Source organism: Bacillus pretiosus (assembly GCF_051294775.1).
Classification (GTDB): domain Bacteria; phylum Bacillota; class Bacilli; order Bacillales; family Bacillaceae_G; genus Bacillus_A; species Bacillus_A wiedmannii.
In genome coordinates this window covers 1,177,896-1,195,871 of the sequence record NZ_JBPPHF010000002.1, presented here as the reverse complement: position 1 = coordinate 1,195,871, position 17,976 = coordinate 1,177,896, and the positions used below count along the sequence as shown (strand labels likewise).

Below are 17,976 nucleotides of genomic sequence, written 5' to 3'. Positions count from 1 at the left end.
ACTTGTTTTAAATATAGGTTTACAAATATTTTTTCAATTATTTCTCTTTATGCAAATGCTCAAGTTCTTTACGAAGCGCCTGTTTTAAAAACTTCCCAACAGATGTTTTCGGTATTTCTTCCATAAATACAATATCATCTGGTAACCACCACTTCGCAAACTGTGGTTTTAAAAACTCATATATTTCTTCTTTTGTTACTGTACTATTTTTCTTTTGAACGACGCAGGCAATTGGTCGCTCTTGCCACTGCGGATGAGGAACGGCAACGACAGCTGCTTCAAATATAGCATCATGTGCCATTAATGCATTTTCAAGGTCAACTGAAGAAATCCACTCACCTCCGCTTTTAATAACATCTTTCGTACGGTCAACAATTTTCACGCAGCCTTCCTCGTCAACCGTAACGACATCTCCTGTATATAACCAACCATCACGAAAACCTTCGACAGTACGTTCATCGTTATAATAACTTTCAGCGATCCATGGTGCTCTTAAACATAGTTCTCCCATTTCCGTACCATCCCACTTCACTTCACCGTTTGTACCAACTACTTTCATCTCTACACCAGGGACAAGATACCCTTGTTTTGAGCGGATTTCTAATTGCTCTTCATATGATAATTCTGTTTCATAACTTTTTAAACGTGCAAGTGTTACGAGTGGGCTTGTTTCAGTCATACCATATGCATGTACGAAAGGAACATTATATTTTTGCTCAAATGCTTTAATAACGCTTTTCGGTGCAGCAGCACCACCGCATAATATTCTCGTTATACTAGATAAATCGTAACTATTATTTTCTAACTCTTGTAATACACCGAGCCAAATTGTCGGCACACCTGCTGCTATCGTTACTTTTTCAGCTTGAATCATCTCTAATAAAATTTTTGGAGTAAACATTGGTCCTGGCAGTACTTGTTTAGTTCCAAACCAAGTAGCTGCAAAAGGAAGCCCCCAAGCGTTCACATGGAACATCGGTACAATTGCCATCGCCGCATCACTTTCCGATAAAGCAGCTGTATCCGCTAAACCGAGTGCCATACAATGCAATACAGTACTACGATGCGTATATACAACACCTTTTGGGTTTCCTGTAGTCGCTGACGTATAACACATACCAGCAGGTGTATTTTCATCAATATCTTTTACAAATTGGAAAGTTGGATCGCCTTCTTCTAATAGCTTTTCATAATGATATACAGGTTCTAGCGTAGTATTGGGAAGTTCATCTTTATCAGTCATAATAATGTAGGCTTGTACAGTTGATAATTGTGATTGAATATTTTCAACAAGTGGTACGAGATCTTCATCTATAAGTAGAATTCGATCTTCTGCGTGCTGAATAATGTATGAAATATGTTGAGGAGATAAACGAATATTAATTGTGTGTAAAACGGAAGCAATACCAGGAATAGCAAAATACGCTTCCACATGTCGATGATGATTCCACGCTAACGTTCCTATACGCTCGCCTTCTTTAATCCCAAGCTTTTGTAACGCACTAGAAAGCCTTCTCGTCCTTTCACCTAACTGCTTATACGTTAACGTCGTAACTGTATCATGTGTCCGTGAAACAATTTCTTTCTTTGAAAACAGTTTTTCTGCTCTTTCCATCATAGAACTAATTGTTAACGGTACATTCATCATCATATTGGTTATATCCCCCTTTAAAGCGTTTTCATTTCGTTCATTATAACAGACTTCTACAAGTGATTACGACATTTTTCCGTATTTTCTGAATTATTTCTTTGGAAATAATTCAGAACGATAAAAAACATGTTTTGAATACATTGATTCGAAACATGTTTTTTATTTTTTATAAACTATCTACCTTTTTTCTTACTTTCTTTTTCATTTTAAAAATAATACGATTGCTATATTCTTTATTCTCTACTAAAATTCGATATATCTCCCACACTCCTACAACACGAACAAAAAGATAGACTCCAATCGCAATAAGTACAACACAGTACGGATAATACTGCACTAATTCTCCTGAAGTGATATGCTTTTTCTCAAATAAAAATGGTATCGCTCCTGCTGCTATAAAACAAAATCCAACGATCATTACTGCAGCATACTTCTTCTTAATTACTTCATATCTTTTTGTCAATTCTTTTAGAAAGTTTTGATCAAATAGTAGTTCTTCTTTTTTCAATACATTGTATCGACTCTCTTCTATCGTTGCCGGTACCATCATTGCTCCAATTCCAAGGACAGCAATGATAATGACAAGAAATGTCGACATTGTTGCATTTTCTTTAAATAATAAATACGGTATTGTCGATAAAATGAGCAAACTAAATCCTAACGCAATATATTTAGAAATTTTTTGCCCATACACTATATACCCTTCTGCCATTTCCTGACTTACGTAATAGCCCTCCACATTTTCATTACTTTGCTCAGCAGTTTCTTTTAATAAATAGTCGAGTGATACTTCAAATACACTTCCAATCATTATTAACTTTTCAGTTTCAGGAAAACCTTGACCGTTTTCCCATTTACTAACCGCTTGCCTTGTTGTGTTTAATTTTTCAGCTAATGCTTCTTGAGAAAGGCCCTTTTCCTTTCTTAATTTAAAAAGCTTTTCACCAAATCCCATATGTGTGTCCCCTTTGTTTTCTTAACTAAATTGTATGTAAACATTACCCTTATCTCTATCTTCCTGCAGTTGCACTTTGTAAACTTATGGTTGCGATTGTGTTATATAGCCGTTTTCTATACGATTTAGCTAGTTTTCTTCTATGATTATGGCGTTAATAAAATACCCTCTCCCAATAACCAATTATAACAATTAAAGGTAATTACTGTCACAAAAACCCAAAAACTCCCTTATTCATTTAAAGGAGTTTTCGATATGAAGTATTCCAATAAGGGTTAATTTGTCTTCCCCATATTGATTCACAATTTCTTCTATACATTTTTGTATGTCGTGCAACGATTAATAAGCATCCCACACAGTATATGTTGTCATCTCTTTATATAAGGACATACTCATATATATATATGTAAAATATTACTCCTCTAACTTCCCTAATAAAAACACTTCTCCATAATCATAACGGCTTCTGCTTAAACTTTTCATAATGTCGTACTTTTAATAAAAGGATATTCCCACAATCTGTACAAATATAAGCATCTACTGGTGAAGATGTGAACATCGTCTCCTTTTTCCGTATTTGTGCATAACCGACAAACTCCCCTTCTCCTATGTTATGAGAACCACAATTAGAGCATGTCTGCACGTCTTCCTGTTTCATGAGAGCACCACCTTTAATCTGTTTCCACTCCCTTCGACAGTTCACTTCCATTTCCCTTCCAAAAAACCTCTTATTCTCTTACATTTCAACAGGAATCTCCGAACAAACATCGTATATGTACTATGAAATATATTTATTGACGGAGGAATATTATGAGTACAATTATGACACTCAATGCAGCTCAAGAAATTGAAAACGCAGAAATACATATGCTCTCTTCTAGACTACAAGCACTACAAGCGTTAGCTGAAAATCCAATGCAAATACAAATGAAAAAGTTCGGGAATGCCACTGCCTTTTCATCAAAAATAATTTTTGGTCCTGCTTTTAACACAGTAAAAGGCGTTACCTTTACAAATACAGATGAGATAGATGAAATCATCTCTTATTATCAATCGCTACAAATCCCTTGTCGTTTTGAAATTACACCCGCTCAAGGTACAGCTGAATTATTTCAATACTTGTCTCAAAAAGGATTTTACCAATCCAGCTTCCATACCGCTTTATATAGTATACCGAGAGAAGATCCATCCCTACTTACTTCTAACATTTCAGTACGCCAACTAAAAGAAAATGAATTTCATATTTTTGCAGACATATATGTACGTGGATTTAACATGCCACCCTTTACAAAAGATGGCGTACGCCAAAATAACGAAATTCTCTACAATAAACCTGGCTGGCATTTTTTCATAGCCGAAGTTCAAAATACTCCTGCAGGCATTGGTGTCCTGTATATAAATAATGGGATTGCTTCATTAGCTGCTTCTGCTACTTTGCCAGAATTTCAGCGTAAAGGCTGTCATACTGCCTTAATTCAAAAACGAATAGAAAAAGCCCTAGCGAAAAACTGTCATTTAATAGTCGGACAAGCAAGGTTCGGTACCGGAAGTCAAAATAATATGGAACGTGCCCATATGAAAATTGCTTATACAAAATCAATATGGACTGCAAAAGACATGTAATTTACATGCTTTCTCTTCTCATTACAATTTTATACATTTCATGACAATTCCTTTTCTATCCTATTAATCGTTTGAATATTCAAACTATATTTGTTACGCTATTACTAGATACATCATTCAACTTGCAACATGAAAAGAGAATTCTAATCAAACTACAAGGAGGAGAAATGTATGACTAAGAATGATCATGGTTTAAAGGAAAAAGTAGAAGGTGCCATTGATAAAGTAAAAGGTGAAGTAAAAGAAGTTGTCGGGAAAGTAACTGACAATAAGAAATTACAAGCTGAAGGAAAATGGGATAAAGTGAAAGGCACTGCTAAAGATACGGTTGGTAATGTAAAAGAGAAAGTACATGAATATAAAGAGCATAAAGAGAATAAATAAAAAAGAACTAGGATATATGGTTGTGCAAGTAGGGAGTTACTAGATCCTAGAAAAAAGAATTTGTATTTAATATTTGCCCATAAAATCATTTTAAACCGACAAATAGATGCCTCAAGGCATCTATTTGTCTTTAAATAACTATTTTACTTCTACTGTATAATTACCTAATAGCTCAGGCTTTCTCTTACTAACATAGTGCATTTGCTAGAGTAAAAGATTACTTTGTGAAATTTGGTTTTAGGTCACCTGTATACGGTTCATGCTCAACAAAGATTTTTATATCTTTTCCATTCGCATCTTTCCCGATTCTTGTATACATAAATTTCTCTTTATTTAGCTCAGTCAGTTCAAGGACCGCACCATATTTATTATTTCCTAACGAAACGTGAGCCCTTATTTTATTACCATGTACAACATCAAAGAAACCATAGTCTCCACGACTTTCTCCTGTATTCGCATTGAAAAACTCGTATTTATTTGTATTTTTATCGTATTTTGCTAGACTGATTAAGTTTGAGTTGTATTTTGTTACATCATTACCCTGTTCGTCTAATACCACCGTTCCATTCCATAGTGTACTAGATAAAATTTCATCTCCATCAACGTCTGTAACTATTTTCCCCGTCGAGCTTTCTAACTTTTTATCAGGCCACGTGAAAGAAAGTTCTTTTCCATGGTAAGGAACATGTTCAACAAACACTTCTACATCGTTCCCTTTTGCATCTTTCCCCATTCTTTTATATGTAAATTTCTCCTTATCTAATTGCGTTAATTCAACAACTGCTTGATAATTTTGCGTTTCAGAAATTAACACCCTTTTCTTTCCATCATTCGTTATAAAAAAGGTACCGCTATCATTACGACTCTCTCCTGTACTTGCATTAAAAAATTCATACCTTGCAGTTTTAGCATCATATTTTGCAAGCCCGATGAAATTTTGATTTTCTTTCGTTACATCATTATGATCTTTGTCATAGACTTTTGTCCCTTTCCAGTTTGTTTCACCAAGTATGCTAGCTAGTAGTTGCCCTTTCGTTTGTTGAATTTGCTCTGTTTCTTGTATTGCATTGTATAAAAATTGTGCGTACTGTTCACGCGTCACATCCATACTTGGAGCAAATTTCCCTCCTCCTACTCCTTTTGCAATATTATTTGTTTGAACAGCACTAATTGCATTTCTTGCCCATGAGTTCGTTGCAACGTCATTAAAAGTATGATCACTCTTTGCCTTTAAATGAAAAGCATTTGTAAGAACTTGTGCCATTTCTGCGCGTGTTAAGGATGCATTCGGTCTAAAGTTTCCATGCTCATCCCCCTTAAAAACACCCATTTCTGTTAAAGATAAAATTTCCTTTATATAGCTTGTTGAATCTTCACTTACGTCACCGTATGGGTTTTGATAATTTTTGTTTTCTTCCATATTAAAATAACGATACATTAAAGCTGCAACTTGTTCACGTGTTACGTTATCTCCAAAACCAAATCTTCCATCATCATAGCCAAAAATGATTTTCTCACCTGCTAATTGCTGAATCGCCTCATATGCCCAGTGCCCCTTTGGAACATCTTTGAATACACCAGTATGATTCGTGTTTGGTGTAACCTCTTCTGCTTTCACCTCTCCATTCGTTTCACTTAATAAACTTCCACCTAAAACTGCTGATATGATACATGTTTTTAAAATTGTTTTATTCATAGCTTCCCAATCCCTTCCTTCATTTAACAAAGAATTACACCACTTATCTTCCAAAAGAAGATTCTATGTGAGCAATTCATGTTTTAAATTTTGATTACAGCTAATTGGATACAAAGGGATACACATCCAAATTTCTTCTTTGTAGTATCCATAGCTGCTATATATAGGAATTATAAATAGCAACTATAAATTGCCTATAAATAAATTATTAAAAAAAGATAAAATTAAGATAATATATTTTTAATCTCAATCTAAAAAACGTTATTCTTTCTCATCTAGCTTGTTAAGAAAGAATAACGTTTTTAGTTCTAGGGTTCTTTTTGACAAAAAAAATGAAACTTTATTTTATATGCCCAAAAACAACTTCACGGCCTTTTCCAAACAGAACATCGGAAAAAGCCGTGGCATAATACTTATTTTATAATTGACGGAATACGGCCAAAATGGCTCTTTTTACTTCCCTTCATTCTTCTCTAACACATACAAATCTTCTTCAATATTAGATAGTTTCTCTGTTACAAGCTTTCTAGCATCTCCAATTGCTTGATTGTATGCAAACGGTCCTACTAATTTAATCATTTCTTCTATTAATCGCTCTGCTTGGAAACGTCCAATTTCATCTAAATCTTCTTCAACGAAAAATTGCTGAATTTGTGCCACAAGCTCTTCTTTTTTATCATTAGGTATTTTTATATTCATCATCATTTGTTACTCCTCTATATTTAAGTTAGTCCGTTTCTTAACTCTACCATAGAAAAATGCTTTCCAGGACAACTTTTTGTAACGCCTTCTAGCTCCCTATGACCGAGTATATTTTCTTTCTTTATAGCAAACTGCTTCATAAACATTTTACATAAAGAATATAATGCATTCATTTGTGCGGTAGTTGGATCATATTTATCAAAATTACCCGTCATACATATTCCAATTGTATCCCTATTATTATCTTTCGCATGTGCTCCAATATGTAAACCTCGCCCTTGGACTACAGTTCCATCTTCTTCAATAAAATAATTGTAACCGATCCCGCTCCACCCTCTTACTTTTTGATGAAATTCATGTGTTTTATACACATCCCATCCATCTTCGGATGTATGGTGGATAATCAGTTTATTAACTTTCTCTAAAGGAACTAATTCATCTTGAAATGTTAAATTAACACATTTAATTTCCATTTGAACATCCTCCCCTTAAAAATCAATGATCATAATTGTTTTATCATCTGGTCTTATTCTCTTTTCCCCTTCTAGCTCTTCAATGATTGCTACATATTCACTTATACTATTCTTTCTTATATATGCAACAGTTTGTTCAAGTGGCCAATCTGGGTGGAATAATCCGTCTGAACAAATAAAAATCCCACTCACTTCATCTATATGTAGTTCACCATGTTGTAAATAATGTATCGCTTCTTTCATTCCATTTGCAACAGAATACCCGTCCTGCATATTTGCAAGATAACGATTATATTTTAACTGTTCTCGCACATCTTGAAAAACATGTTCTTCTGGTACAGTTAACCCTTTATTACGGTCTTCTTCCCTCTTTTTTTTTGCTCGTTTACTAATTCCTTCAACCGTGTCTTGCGTTAATACTCGCATCGTTCCATTTTGAAGTATTGCGACAATCATACAGTCCCCTAACTGTGCGTATTCAATTTTCTCACCATCTATTTGAACTGCCGCAATACATGTACACCACAAATGCTCTTTCTTTCTCGTATCTACTTCATACTCTAACATTTTGCTTTGCAATGCTTCATTTGCTTTTGCAACGGCAACTTGCAAACTATGATTTTCACGTAATGAAGCAAAATAACTTGCAAATAAATGCGAAGCGATGTATGCTCCATTATGTCCCTTTTCATCACGAAACGGGACGAGCGGTGTTGCACCATCACATACACCATACACCTTTTTTTCTTCATTACAAAAATAAGAATCCTCACATTCTTGCTTTAACGGGCTTTTCTGTTGATACGTTTTTATCCTCATATCTGTATCCCCTTTCAAACGAGAAAATACTCGAATTCTTTTGATTAATCTAATTTTCCGAAATAAACTGTTTTTACCCAAAACTTTCAATATCATATATAATCTTGAAATAATATGAATTTTTTAGTGAAGGACGGGAAAGAAATGGTCAGATTTCTTGGTGTTATTATCGGTTCTATTATTATTGCGATTGCATTTAATCTTTTCCTTATCCCCCACAAAATTTTAAGTAGCGGAATTGGCGGAATTGCTATTATTTTAGGGATTGTAACTCCTGTAAACACGGGTATTATTAACTTTGTATTAAACTTACCTATCCTTATTTTAGGTTACATAGGTCTTGGAAAAAAAGTGATTTTTAACACTGTTATCTCTGTTATTGTATTATCTGTTGCATTATACTACGTTCCAGTAAAAGTCGTAGCAACAGACCCACTTTTATCATCTATCTTTGGTGGTGTCATTGCCGGAGCTGGTATCGGCCTTGTTTTTAACTGTAATGGATCAACTGGTGGATTTGATATTATCGGTATGCTATTGTCTCGAAAAAGAGACATTAAACTTGGTGGATTCCTTATTATTTTAAATGCAGTCGTTGTAATAATTGCAGGATTCTTCTTCACTTGGGATGTTGCTCTTACAAGCTTACTTTCAATTTATGTAACTGGTAAAGTGATCGATGCTATTCATACGAAACATCGAAAGGTTACACTTATGATTGTAACAAATGAAGCAGAAAAAATGAAAAAACAACTCCTTTCAACTGTTGTACGTGGAATTACATTACTTGATGGCGAAGGTGCTTATTCCAGCGAAAAAAAACGTGTACTTATGACCGTCGTTTCTCGTGAAGAATTAGCAAGTATGAAATTAACAATTTCTGAAATTGACCCTCATGCATTCGTTAACATTACCGAAACGGTTGAAGTATTAGGATTGTTTAGAAAAGGTTAAAAAACTAGGTGGATTTCCACCTAGTTTTTATTTTCCATAAATTCAATTCGATTTCCGAACGGATCTGACACATAAAATCTAATTACATCTGGCCGTGCATGATCATCTATTACTTCAATGCCTTGCTTTATTAACTCTTGTTTAAATTCATCAATTTTTAAAACATAAAAAGCTGGATGCGCCTTTTTAGCTGGATTGAAGTTTTTCTCAACTCCGATATGAATCTCTTGATTTCCACACTTAAACCAGCACCCACCACGCTTCTTTAATTCCTCTGGCTTCGGTATTTCCTCCATACCAATTTTATTACCGTAAAACTCTCTTGCTTCTTCTTCACACCCTACAGGCGCAGCTACTTGCACATGATCGATACCTTGAATATAATTTCTCATTTTCTCTCCCCCCCTCTTCTACCCTAATGTTATAAAGAAAACCTACTTTTGTAACTTACAAAAGAGTTATAAAACAATATAAGCTCCCCTTATTACCACCTTGTACTCACTTTGCAAAAAATAAAGAAAACAAAATTTATTATATAACTTCCATTTTTTATAGAAATACACATTACATCTATATTATAGTTATGAATAGACAAATCTTTTTAGATGCTATTTGTACGGAGGAACTATTATGAGTCGTAAAAAATATTCATCAACTCAAAGAAAACGTCATCCGAACATTTCTAGACGTTTGCGAAACCATATACAAAATCGTTCATTAACAGAAATGTACGCATCTCTGTTCGAACACAATCCTGATAGTATTATTTCATTAAATTTAGAGGGAGTTATACTACATATAAATCCTTCTGCCGAAAAAATATTAGGTTACACTTCTTTAGAATTAGAACAGAAAAATATTACCTCTATTTTAGAAGCTCGTATTTCTGAGCAAGTATTACAAAATATAAAGAATACTGGAGCGGATAATCAACAAGAGTATATCTTATCAATTTATCATGAAAATGGATTCTTATTAGACGTCGTGACAAAACTAGTTCCTATTTTTGTCCAAAATCGTCTAACTGGCGTATATGCCATTATGAAGCCTCTTGAAAAATCAGAAAGAATTGAGAATATGCTAAAAGAAAGTGAGAAGAGGTTACGTACATTAGTGAACTCCATGCCTGCGTTTGTTATATTTAAGGATCATGAGGGGCGCTGGCTTGAGGCAAATGACTACGCACTTTCTTGTTTCAATTTCCATCATGTACCTTACCACGGGAAAAAAGATAGTGAACTCATTCAATATAACGAAGCGTACCGAGAGGCTTTTTTACATTGTGAAGAAGTCGACGAACTAGCATGGCAACAAAGACAAATTCTTCATGGCGAGGAATTTATTATTCATAGAGATGATTTCGATCTAATCTTAAGTATATCGAAAGTTCCACTTTATCATTCTGACGGCTCCCGTAAAGGTCTTATCGTAATGGGAAGAGATGTTACCGAGCTAAAAGAAACGGAAAAGTTATTACGAAAATCAGAAAAGCTCGCAGTAGTCGGACAACTGACAGCTGGAATTGCACATGAAATTCGAAATCCACTCACTTCTCTAAAAGGTTTTCTAACATTGCTACTCCCTGAAATAAATGAGGAGCAGAAATGGTATATCGATGTTATGTTAAGTGAGATTTCACAGATGGAATCTATCACGAGTCAATTTATGGCGATGTCTAAACCACAAGTATTATCTATCCAAACTTGTAACATACAAGCTTTAATTGAAGAGGTAGTTACATTTATTTTACCAACTGCTATTATGCATAGTGTTCATATCATTATGGATCATTTTGATTACAAACATGATATTCAATGTGATGGTAACCAATTAAAACAAGTTTTTATAAATATATTAAAAAATGCGATAGAAGCAATGCCAAATGGCGGAAATATTTACATCCAAACAAAGCCATTAGAGGATACTTTCATCTTAATACGTATTATAGATGAAGGTTGCGGTATCCCAGAAGATCGTATCTCTCGTTTAGGTGAACCATTTTATAGTTTAAAAGAAAAGGGAACAGGACTAGGATTAATGATGTGTTACAAAATAATTGAAGAACATCATGGTAAATTACACATTTCAAGCGAATTAAATAAAGGTACGATCGTTGATATTCAGCTACCACTTTCTTCGTCTCATCTTGCAATTCAGTCGTAAAAAAAAGAAGTATCTGCTAATTGTTAGCAGATGCTTCTTTTTTACTTTTATAATACTGTATTGACATACCATTCTTTTGCTTTTTCTACTTCACCCATCGTTAATTGATGTCCTCTATTTTCCCAATGCATTGTAACAGTAGCGTTTGCATTCTCTAATAGTACCTTCAATTCCTCTGACTCCGCTGATGAACAAATCGGGTCATTTGTCCCAGCAGCGATAAATACTGATTTCCCTGCTAAATTAGGCAATTGTGTTCCTCTTCTAGGTACCATTGGGTGATGAAGGACAGCACCTTTTAATGCATTTTCGTAATGGAATAATAAGCTTGCAGCAATGTTTGCTCCATTTGAATAACCGATAGCTACAATGTTATTTCTATCAAATTCATATGTTTTTGCAGCTTCATCTAAAAATTCATTTAATTCCTTCGTACGGAAAATTAAATCCTCTTCATCAAAAATACCTTCTGCTAATCGGCGAAAGAAACGTGGCATGCCATTTTCTAATACATTTCCCCTAACACTTAATACAGATGCTTCCCGATCAATTATTTCTGCAAGTGGTAATAAATCTAATTCATTACCTCCTGTACCATGAAGTAATAACAACACGGGTTTTGACGTATCTTTTCCTTTTTGAAAAATATGTTTCATCATAATCCTTTTCCCCTTTCAATCACTTTTCGTCTAAATTTCTCACTTCAAATGGTAAAAGTGTTTGTTCAATTTGTTTTCTATGTGGTTCATATTGCTCCGGTAACTTTAATTCCTCACCCATCGTCTCTAACGATTCGTCATGAGCGAAACCAGGAGGGTCTGTTGCAATTTCGAATAAGATTTCCCCGTGTTCTCTAAAATAAATTGCGTTAAAATAATTTCGATCTTGTACAGGCGTTACGTGATATCCAAAACGAGACACATGCTCTTTCCAGTCGAGTTGATCATCATCGTTAGTCGCTCTCCAAGCAATATGGTGGACTGTACCAACACCCATTTGGCCACGCCCGATTGTCGATAGCCTCAAGTCGATAATATTCCCAATATCAGCAGAAGAACAGAATCGAACGAATTCACCCTCTTCTCCAATTTTCTCAAGACCCATAACATGCTCTAACAATTCAGCTGTTTTTTGAGGTTGTGCAGATAAAAGAACAGCACCGCCAAATCCTTTAATTGCTACTTCTGGCGTAACTTCTCCAAAAGTCCAATTATTTAATTCGCCTTCTTCTCTTTCTACTAATTCTATATGCAAACCATGTGGATCATCAAATTCTAAATACTGCTCTCCAAATCGAGTCATTTTTGTATACGAAATATCAAATTTTTCTAATCTATTTTCCCAAAACTCCATTGCGCCCTTTGGTACGACATAAGACGTAATGCCTACTTGACCGTCACCAATAATTCCTTGACGAGCACCTGCCCATGGGAAAAACGTAATAATTGTTCCAGGCTTTCCTCCTTCATTACCAAAATAAAGATGGTACGTGCCTGGATCATCAAAATTCACTGTTTGTTTCACTAAACGTAAACCTAACACACCAGCATAAAAATCTACATTTTCTTGTGGGTGTCCTACGATTGCTGTAATGTGATGAATTCCCATCGTTTTCTTTTCCATTTTCTCCGCCCCTTTTTATTTCATTTTAAAAACTTGTATACATTAAAATTCATTATTCATTTTGTCCATACTGCAAAGTAAAATCCATCGTTATGATTTTATCTTTAATTCGAGATATAAGCTGTGAAATTACGCATTATCTTCTATATCACTGAATTAATCTCGAATTCGAGATAATTCCCAAAAAATATTTACTCCATCTGAAATCTTTATTCGGAAATAAATTATCTCGAACTAAATATTTATTATAAGTTACTTACTTTTAGTTGTCAACAAGGTGCTTATTTTCATTTTAAATCAAAAGAGAGTAAATGCTAGTTATCATTTACTCTCTTCGCTAATTATTTCGTTTCCTCTTCCAACACTGCTTCCATCTCATTAAATTCACGATGAATTGCTTTCACTGGTTCTTTCGTTAATAAACTTACAACAATAACAGCTAATAAGCTACAGAAGAATCCAGGTACCATTTCATACATAGTGGCTTTTAAACTTGGAATTTGTACCCAAGTAATAACAACTACTGCACCTACAATCATCCCAGCAAGAACGCCCCATTTGTTCGTTCTCTTCCAATATAAACTTAATAAAATAGCGGGTCCGAATGCTGAACCAAATCCTGCCCAAGCATAACCGACAAGTGTTAAAATTGTATCACTTGGATGATCTGCTAAAACAACTGCAATCATAGCTACTACTAATACTGACAGTCTACCGATAAATACAAGTTCTTTATCACTAGCGTCCCGACGGAAAAATGTTTTATAGAAATCTTCCGTTACTGCACTTGAAATAACAAGTAATTGCGAGGAAATACTACTCATAATCGAAGCCAAAATAGCTGATAGTAAAAACCCAGTAATGTACGGATGGAATAAAATATTTGAGAATGTTACAAAGACCATTTCCGGGTCTTGTAATGTCTCATTATTTTTAGCGTAATAAGCAATACCAATTAGACCAGTAAGCATTGCACCTATAATTGAAATCGTCATCCAACCGATACCGATTCTACGAGAAGTTTTTAAATCTTTAATAGAGGTAATTGCCATAAAGCGAACAATAATATGCGGTTGCCCAAAATACCCAAGACCCCATGCTAAAAATGAAATAATACCAAGAATTGTAGTCCCTTTAAACATGTCTAAACGCGATGCATCAACTTGCTTAATTGTATTGAAGGTTTCTGTTACACCGCCCACATCTGTAAAAGCAACAATTGGTACTAATACAAGCGCAATAAACATAATACATCCTTGCACAAAGTCGGTCCAACTTACTGCTAAAAAGCCACCGAATAGTGTATAAGCAACTACGACACCGACAGTTACAAATAAACCAATTTTGTAATCAAGGTTGAAAGAGTTTTCAAACAAACGCCCACCTGATACTAAACCAGCCGACGCATAAAATGTGAAAAATACTAAAATGACGATAGCGGAGACAAAACGAAGTATTTTCGTACGATCTTTAAATCGATTCTCTAAAAAGTCTGGAATCGTAATTGAATCATTTGCCACTTCTGTATACGTTCGCAAACGCGGGGCAAGAATTAAATAGTTTGCATAAGCACCTATTAATAACCCTATCGCAATCCATACACTAGATAATCCTGTTGCGTACATCGCACCAGGTAATCCCATTAGCATCCAACCACTCATGTCAGAAGCACCAGCTGATAAAGCTGTAACTGCTGGACCGAGTCCCCTTCCTCCTAACATATAATCTGATAAATCGGATGTCTTCTTATAAGACCAATAACCGATATACAACATACCTGCCATATAAATAGCAAGCGAAACCATAATCTCAATCTTCACCAAATCTCTCCCTTAGTTACATAAGCCATTCAAAATTTCGAAAAATGACTTTTTCTATTTTCTTGTTTTCGCTTATGGTTCCCTACCTTAACAAACATTTTTTGTTCTTTCAAGTGAACAAGCCCTTTTCACTACATGTGAAAACCTTTATAAACGCCTTTATCCCAGTGGATTACCCCGGTTTTAAAATAAATTAAAGTAAAAATATTCAGAAAATATAATACCGTTTTTCACACCTTATTTTCATTCACTTATCAGACAAATTTTAAAAGAAAAAAGCCATACGAATATATGACTTTTAATCTATTAAACATAGCTTATCTTCTATTTACTAGTAGGAAACAATTCTGAAAGAGGAACTATCCGCCCCACCTCATCTTTAAACACAATATGCTCTCTCGTTAAATGACGCGGGCTCTTTACTCCCGCTGCGGCCGCAAGTGAGAACAAACTATATCTCATGCTAACAACATAATTCATTACTCGCCATTTCTTCTCATACGGATCTAGCGCTTTTTGATAGTGCGGATTCGTCGTGGCAACTCCAGATGGACATTGTCCGGAATTACATTGAAGTGCCATTATGCAGCCACTTGCCATCATAAATCCGCGTGCTGAATTTACAGCATCTGCACCAATAGCTAAAGCAATTGCCACTTTATCTGGTGTAATTAATTTCCCCGAGGCAAACACTTTGAATTTGTCCCGAACATCATAATGATTCGCTGTATCAATACATGTCAGTAACGCTGGAATAAGCGGCATCCCCATACTATCTGCCATCGATTTATACGTTGCTCCTGATCCACCTTCTGAACCATCAATTGTAATGAAATCTGGATAGATGCTTAACTCTTTCATCCTTTTGAATAAATCTTCCAACGGCTCCTGCTGTCCAATTACAATCTTCATCCCGACTGGTTTACCGCCGTTTTCTTGCAAACGTTGAATAAAATAAAGTGTATCTGCTGCATTCTTTAAAAATGGAAATCGATTCGGTGAATTAATCGTTTCTCCTTTTCGCACATTCCGAACAGAAGCAATTTTCTCATTTACTTTTTGTCCCTCTAGATGACCACCACGTATTTTCGCACCTTGCCCAAATTTCAATTCAAATGCTTTAATATTGCTTTCTTTTGCTTTCTCCATAAATTTCTCCATTGAAAAATTACCACCCTCATCACGGTACCCAAATAAACCCGGACCAATTTGCGCAACGATATTCGCACCTGTATGTAAATGTTCTGGAATAACGCCACCTTCGCCAGTATTAATCCACGATCCGCCAGCCATCTTCGCACCAAATCCGCTCGCTAAAATATAATTTTCGCCAATCGCACCGTAAGAAGTCGCAGATGCCCCAAACATGCCATGTAGTTTCCACGGATATTTGCGGTTTTCACCGACGATAATTGCATCGTCTTCTTCATATAACCAAAGATTCGTTGTATCCGCTGTCAATTTTTCTCTTCGTGAAAATAACCCTTCTTTATGAATCACATACTTTTTCCCTTCACGTTCTTGCGTTACATTCACACTTAATTCATCTGTTAATATCGGAAATAATGTATTAGCAATATAATATCCAGATGCATCAAAATCTCGTTTTGATCCAAAACCGAGTATTTCTGAACGGTATTTCGCTAGAAACATTACACTTTGAAAATCATAACGTGAAAAGGGCTTTCCATCCGTATCATGATCAAACCAATATTGCCTAAATTCCGGTCCTATCTTTTCAAGTAAATAACGCATCCTTCCTAAGTATGGATGCAGCTTTAATATAGAATGATGCGTCCGTTTTTTAATAAAAAATGTAATAATAAAAAAAATGATTAATAGTAACATCAATAAGAGCAATATACTAATAATAACGAGTAGCGTTTCACTCATCCCGCTTCCTCCTATGAAAATCCATAATAAAAGGAGAACACCTGATGTGTTCTCCTTTTATCTTTATTCAAATTAACGTAGCAAGATGCTCTTTCGCATCATATTCAACTAAACTTTCAGCATTTTTAATTCGATGAACAAAATCTGGATTAGCTATTAAAGGTCTTCCGAATGCCACTACATCAATTGTTCCTTCTTGCAACGCTTCTTCAGCCTCTTTCCGATTTAAATTCCCTACTCCTACAATCGTACCCTCCCAATATTTTCTTACTAATTGATGAAAATTCTTTCCGTCAGCAATAACTGCTGTATAATTCATCGTTGAAGGGTGAATCATCGTTAATCCAACTTCGTTGAACATATTTACAAACGTTTCAATTGCAAGCTCAGGGTTTTCCCACATATAAGTTGGATTATCACCTTTGAAAGCAGAGAAGCGAAGAAGTGTTTTATCAGCCCCAACAGCTTCTATTACAGCCTCTGTTACTTCTTTCATAAACGTTAGCCTTTGCTTTAAATCTCCGCCGTATTTATCAGTACGCTTATTTGCGAACTCATAAGTAAATTGATCGATTAAATATCCGTGTGCACCGTGTATTTCTACTCCATCAAATCCAGCTTCGATCGCGTTTTTCGCAGCTTGTGCATATTGACCAATCACCTCTTGTATTTCTTCTAACGTCATTGCTTCTGGCGTGTCGAACGGTTTACGAAAACGCGGAACATTTCCCTCTGCAGCGATAGCAGACGGTGCTTGTGGCATCTGCCCACCAATTAGCTCGTGATGACTCATACGGCCAACATGCCATATTTGAGCAATAATCGTTCCACCTTCTTTATGTACTGCCTCTGTAACAGGCTTCCACGAATCGATTTGCTCTTGTGTATAAATCCCTGGTACTCCTGGATTTCCTTTTGCTCTTGGGCTAATGACGATTCCCTCTGTAATAATTAAGCCAACTCCATCAGCTGCACGTTTTCTATAGTACTCGACTACATCAGTACCAACGATTCCTGTTTCATGATTCGCGAAACATCTCGTCATCGGTGCCATTGCTATGCGATTACGAAGAGACCAAGATCCAATTTGAATCGAGTCAAATAACTTCGTTTCTTCAATATTTTCAAAAGAACCCCAATCATTTATATTTGTTCCTTCATAAATACTTGCTGCTTTATTATTTGAACTTGTCATTTTTCTTCCCCCTAAAAAATTCTTA

The 17,976-nt window shown here is 35.3% G+C and carries 17 protein-coding genes; 4 read left to right on the top strand and 13 right to left on the bottom strand.

Annotated elements, in window-relative coordinates:
- Nucleotides 1-37: 37 nt before the first annotated feature.
- The 3 genes from ACSG5Z_RS14450 to ACSG5Z_RS14440 all read right to left on the bottom strand — a co-directional run bounded on the left by ACSG5Z_RS14450 (nucleotide 38) and on the right by ACSG5Z_RS14440 (nucleotide 3,264).
- A complete protein-coding gene (locus tag ACSG5Z_RS14450) occupies nucleotides 38-1,651 on the bottom strand; it encodes a long-chain fatty acid--CoA ligase (protein ID WP_098068990.1) in 1,614 nt (537 codons plus the stop codon).
- A gap of 166 nt (nucleotides 1,652-1,817) precedes the next feature.
- A complete protein-coding gene (locus ACSG5Z_RS14445) occupies nucleotides 1,818-2,606 on the bottom strand; it encodes a helix-turn-helix domain-containing protein (protein WP_435711631.1) in 789 nt (262 codons plus the stop codon).
- A 454-nt stretch (nucleotides 2,607-3,060) separates the two neighbouring features.
- The gene (locus tag ACSG5Z_RS14440) at nucleotides 3,061-3,264 is read right to left on the bottom strand and encodes a hypothetical protein (RefSeq protein ID WP_048544090.1); all 204 of its coding nucleotides are present in this window, start codon (nucleotides 3,262-3,264) and stop codon (nucleotides 3,061-3,063) included.
- A gap of 152 nt (nucleotides 3,265-3,416) precedes the next feature.
- On the opposite strand from ACSG5Z_RS14440, the gene ACSG5Z_RS14435 reads away from it, so the two are divergent.
- Both ACSG5Z_RS14435 and ACSG5Z_RS14430 read left to right on the top strand, forming a co-directional pair.
- On the top strand, nucleotides 3,417-4,229 hold the full coding sequence (locus tag ACSG5Z_RS14435) for a GNAT family N-acetyltransferase (protein ID WP_087982102.1): 813 nt from the start codon (nucleotides 3,417-3,419) through the stop codon (nucleotides 4,227-4,229).
- A gap of 171 nt (nucleotides 4,230-4,400) precedes the next feature.
- Entirely contained in the window at nucleotides 4,401-4,613 is a 213-nt protein-coding gene (locus ACSG5Z_RS14430) for a CsbD family protein (RefSeq protein ID WP_016077378.1), read from the top strand.
- 217 nt (nucleotides 4,614-4,830) lie between these two features.
- Here the strand turns inward: ACSG5Z_RS14430 and ACSG5Z_RS14425 are convergent, their stop codons facing one another.
- From ACSG5Z_RS14425 to ACSG5Z_RS14410, 4 genes are all read right to left on the bottom strand, one after another.
- A complete protein-coding gene (locus ACSG5Z_RS14425) occupies nucleotides 4,831-6,309 on the bottom strand; it encodes a DUF4822 domain-containing protein (RefSeq protein ID WP_435711630.1) in 1,479 nt (492 codons plus the stop codon).
- Nucleotides 6,310-6,762: 453 nt separating this feature from the next.
- A complete protein-coding gene (locus ACSG5Z_RS14420) occupies nucleotides 6,763-7,014 on the bottom strand; it encodes a DUF2164 domain-containing protein (RefSeq protein WP_001994665.1) in 252 nt (83 codons plus the stop codon).
- 17 nt (nucleotides 7,015-7,031) lie between these two features.
- On the bottom strand, nucleotides 7,032-7,484 hold the full coding sequence (locus ACSG5Z_RS14415) for a peptidoglycan recognition protein family protein (RefSeq protein WP_088122887.1): 453 nt from the start codon (nucleotides 7,482-7,484) through the stop codon (nucleotides 7,032-7,034).
- Nucleotides 7,485-7,499: 15 nt separating this feature from the next.
- A complete protein-coding gene (locus ACSG5Z_RS14410; protein WP_087982093.1) occupies nucleotides 7,500-8,303 on the bottom strand; it encodes a protein phosphatase 2C domain-containing protein in 804 nt (267 codons plus the stop codon).
- Nucleotides 8,304-8,447: 144 nt separating this feature from the next.
- Between ACSG5Z_RS14410 and ACSG5Z_RS14405 the strand changes: the two genes are divergently transcribed.
- On the top strand, nucleotides 8,448-9,257 hold the full coding sequence (locus ACSG5Z_RS14405; protein ID WP_000251342.1) for a YitT family protein: 810 nt from the start codon (nucleotides 8,448-8,450) through the stop codon (nucleotides 9,255-9,257).
- A gap of 20 nt (nucleotides 9,258-9,277) precedes the next feature.
- Here ACSG5Z_RS14405 and ACSG5Z_RS14400 read toward each other — a convergent pair whose 3' ends face one another.
- Nucleotides 9,278-9,649 carry a VOC family protein gene (locus ACSG5Z_RS14400; protein WP_001246939.1) on the bottom strand — a complete coding sequence of 124 codons (372 nt, stop codon included), beginning with the start codon at nucleotides 9,647-9,649 and terminating at the stop codon, nucleotides 9,278-9,280.
- A 238-nt stretch (nucleotides 9,650-9,887) separates the two neighbouring features.
- Here ACSG5Z_RS14400 and ACSG5Z_RS14395 point away from each other — a divergent pair, with 238 nt between their 5' ends.
- Entirely contained in the window at nucleotides 9,888-11,420 is a 1,533-nt protein-coding gene (locus ACSG5Z_RS14395; RefSeq protein ID WP_087982092.1) for a BA3702 family sensor histidine kinase, read from the top strand.
- Between the two features lie 47 nt (nucleotides 11,421-11,467).
- On the opposite strand, the gene ACSG5Z_RS14390 is transcribed toward ACSG5Z_RS14395, so the two are convergent.
- The 5 genes from ACSG5Z_RS14390 to ACSG5Z_RS14370 form a co-directional block, all read right to left on the bottom strand.
- Entirely contained in the window at nucleotides 11,468-12,079 is a 612-nt protein-coding gene (locus tag ACSG5Z_RS14390; RefSeq protein WP_087982089.1) for an alpha/beta hydrolase, read from the bottom strand.
- Between the two features lie 19 nt (nucleotides 12,080-12,098).
- Nucleotides 12,099-13,043 carry a ring-cleaving dioxygenase gene (locus tag ACSG5Z_RS14385; RefSeq protein ID WP_262749918.1) on the bottom strand — a complete coding sequence of 315 codons (945 nt, stop codon included), beginning with the start codon at nucleotides 13,041-13,043 and terminating at the stop codon, nucleotides 12,099-12,101.
- 341 nt (nucleotides 13,044-13,384) lie between these two features.
- Nucleotides 13,385-14,863, bottom strand: a complete 1,479-nt coding sequence (putP, locus tag ACSG5Z_RS14380; RefSeq protein WP_435711629.1) for a sodium/proline symporter PutP — start codon at nucleotides 14,861-14,863, stop codon at nucleotides 13,385-13,387.
- 324 nt (nucleotides 14,864-15,187) lie between these two features.
- Nucleotides 15,188-16,756, bottom strand: a complete 1,569-nt coding sequence (locus ACSG5Z_RS14375) for an FMN-binding glutamate synthase family protein (protein ID WP_098082512.1) — start codon at nucleotides 16,754-16,756, stop codon at nucleotides 15,188-15,190.
- A gap of 67 nt (nucleotides 16,757-16,823) precedes the next feature.
- Entirely contained in the window at nucleotides 16,824-17,951 is a 1,128-nt protein-coding gene (locus ACSG5Z_RS14370) for an alkene reductase (protein WP_262749924.1), read from the bottom strand.
- Nucleotides 17,952-17,976 lie beyond the last annotated feature (25 nt).

Coding starts and splice junctions, on each gene's coding strand:
- ACSG5Z_RS14450 (WP_098068990.1), bottom strand. CDS start 1,651: ATGATGATGAATGTACCGTTAACAATTAGTTCTATGATGGAAAGAGCA.
- ACSG5Z_RS14445 (WP_435711631.1), bottom strand. CDS start 2,606: ATGGGATTTGGTGAAAAGCTTTTTAAATTAAGAAAGGAAAAGGGCCTT.
- ACSG5Z_RS14440 (WP_048544090.1), bottom strand. CDS start 3,264: ATGAAACAGGAAGACGTGCAGACATGCTCTAATTGTGGTTCTCATAAC.
- ACSG5Z_RS14435 (WP_087982102.1), top strand. CDS start 3,417: ATGAGTACAATTATGACACTCAATGCAGCTCAAGAAATTGAAAACGCA.
- ACSG5Z_RS14430 (WP_016077378.1), top strand. CDS start 4,401: ATGACTAAGAATGATCATGGTTTAAAGGAAAAAGTAGAAGGTGCCATT.
- ACSG5Z_RS14425 (WP_435711630.1), bottom strand. CDS start 6,309: ATGAATAAAACAATTTTAAAAACATGTATCATATCAGCAGTTTTAGGT.
- ACSG5Z_RS14420 (WP_001994665.1), bottom strand. CDS start 7,014: ATGATGATGAATATAAAAATACCTAATGATAAAAAAGAAGAGCTTGTG.
- ACSG5Z_RS14415 (WP_088122887.1), bottom strand. CDS start 7,484: ATGGAAATTAAATGTGTTAATTTAACATTTCAAGATGAATTAGTTCCT.
- ACSG5Z_RS14410 (WP_087982093.1), bottom strand. CDS start 8,303: ATGAGGATAAAAACGTATCAACAGAAAAGCCCGTTAAAGCAAGAATGT.
- ACSG5Z_RS14405 (WP_000251342.1), top strand. CDS start 8,448: ATGGTCAGATTTCTTGGTGTTATTATCGGTTCTATTATTATTGCGATT.
- ACSG5Z_RS14400 (WP_001246939.1), bottom strand. CDS start 9,649: ATGAGAAATTATATTCAAGGTATCGATCATGTGCAAGTAGCTGCGCCT.
- ACSG5Z_RS14395 (WP_087982092.1), top strand. CDS start 9,888: ATGAGTCGTAAAAAATATTCATCAACTCAAAGAAAACGTCATCCGAAC.
- ACSG5Z_RS14390 (WP_087982089.1), bottom strand. CDS start 12,079: ATGATGAAACATATTTTTCAAAAAGGAAAAGATACGTCAAAACCCGTG.
- ACSG5Z_RS14385 (WP_262749918.1), bottom strand. CDS start 13,043: ATGGAAAAGAAAACGATGGGAATTCATCACATTACAGCAATCGTAGGA.
- ACSG5Z_RS14375 (WP_098082512.1), bottom strand. CDS start 16,756: ATGAGTGAAACGCTACTCGTTATTATTAGTATATTGCTCTTATTGATG.
- ACSG5Z_RS14370 (WP_262749924.1), bottom strand. CDS start 17,951: ATGACAAGTTCAAATAATAAAGCAGCAAGTATTTATGAAGGAACAAAT.